The following is a 1,525-nucleotide window of genomic DNA, read 5'->3' on the forward strand; positions in this document are numbered from 1 at the left end:
CGCCTGGCCGAGCGCGACCGGCTCGTGGCGCGCCTCGGCCTCTACGGCCCGGAGCAGCCGCGGCCGCGCAGCGAGGAGGGCGGCGCGTGAAGATCGACCGCATCCGCCTGTTCACGCTGCGCCAGCCGCTGCGGCACAGCTTCGAGACCAGCTCGCACCGCAAGTCCGGCATCGAGCACATCCTCGTCGAGGTCACCGACGCGGACGGGCGCACCGGCTGGGGGGAGATCGCGTCCCCGAGCGACCCCTACTTCGGCGCGGAGACCACGGTGACCGCGTGGGAGATCGCCACGCGGTACCTGGTCCCCGCCCTGCTCGGAGCGACCGGCGACGACCCGGCCGACCTGGAGTCGACGTGGTCGCGCGTGCGCGGACACGAGTTCGCGAAGGCGGGATTCTCCGGCGCGGTGTGGGACCTGTACGCCCGCACGCACGGCATCGCGCTCGCCGCGGCGCTCGGCGGCACCAGGGACGAGGTGGTCGCGGGGGTCTCGCTCGGTATCGAACCGTCGATCGACGAGCTCCTCGCACAGGTCGAGCTGCAGCGCGCGGCCGGCTACCCGCGGGTCAAGCTCAAGATCGCGCCGGGGTGGGACGTGGAGCCCGTGCGGGCCGTGCGCGCCGCCCACCCCGACCTCGACCTCCACGTCGACGCCAACGGCGCCTACCCCGACGACGACGAGGCGGCCGCGGTGTTCGCGCGCCTCGACCGCGAGGGGCTCACCATGATCGAGCAGCCGTTCGGCCCCCGCGAACTGGTGGCCCACGCGGAACTGCAGGCGCGCCTCGACACGGACGTGTGCCTGGACGAGTCGGTCGTGGCGCTCGGCGACCTGCGCGCCATGATCCGTCTGGGCGCCGGGCGCATCCTCAACATCAAGGTCTCGCGGATGGGCGGGCTCGGGGTGGCACGCGCCGCGCACGACATCGCGCTCGACGCCGGCATCCCCGTGTGGTGCGGCGGCATGCACGAGTTCGGCGTCGGCAGGGCCGCGAACGTCGCGGTGTCGTCGTTGCCCGGCTTCCTGCTGCCCTCCGACGTGTCCGGATCGGACAAGTACTACGAGAGCGACATCATCGAGCCGCCCGTCACCGCTCAGGCGGGGCGTGTGCGGGTGCCGACCGGGCCCGGCCTCGGCCATGAGGTGCAGGTGGCGCGCATCGAGCGCGACGCCGCGCGGGTGTACGACTCCGCGGCGTCCGACGTGCGCGACACCGCCCTCACGCTCGGCTGACGGCCCCGGACCGCTGCGAGGAGTGGACCCATGCGCGCACTGCTGCTGTACCGGCTGGAGCTGTCCCCGGACACCGACCCCGCGGACGCCGTCGTCGAGGTGGACCCCGCGACCCCGATCATCCGCGCCACCGACCTGGGGGTGACCCGCGGGGACGGCGTGTTCGAGACCGCGGTCGTGCGCCACGGCGTGCCCCAGGCGCTGGAGGCGCACCTGCACCGGCTGGAACGGTCGGCTGCGCTGCTCGAGCTGCCGGGACGAGGGAAGCAGGACGCAACGGTGAAGGCTGC

1 protein-coding gene and 1 pseudogene are annotated in these 1,525 nt (G+C 73.9%); both read left to right on the top strand.

Annotated elements, in window-relative coordinates; translation table 11 throughout:
- Positions 1–86: 86 nt before the first annotated feature.
- Positions 87–1,235, top strand: coding sequence for an o-succinylbenzoate synthase (gene menC / locus DW309_RS00200; protein ID WP_136044178.1), 1,149 nt, complete (start codon positions 87–89; stop codon positions 1,233–1,235).
- Between the two features lie 30 nt (positions 1,236–1,265).
- Positions 1,266–1,525, top strand: a pseudogene (locus DW309_RS00205) (hypothetical protein); the annotation flags it as partial.

Source organism: Microbacterium sp. K41 (assembly GCF_004794395.1).
Classification (GTDB): Bacteria; Actinomycetota; Actinomycetes; order Actinomycetales; family Microbacteriaceae; genus Microbacterium; species Microbacterium sufflavum.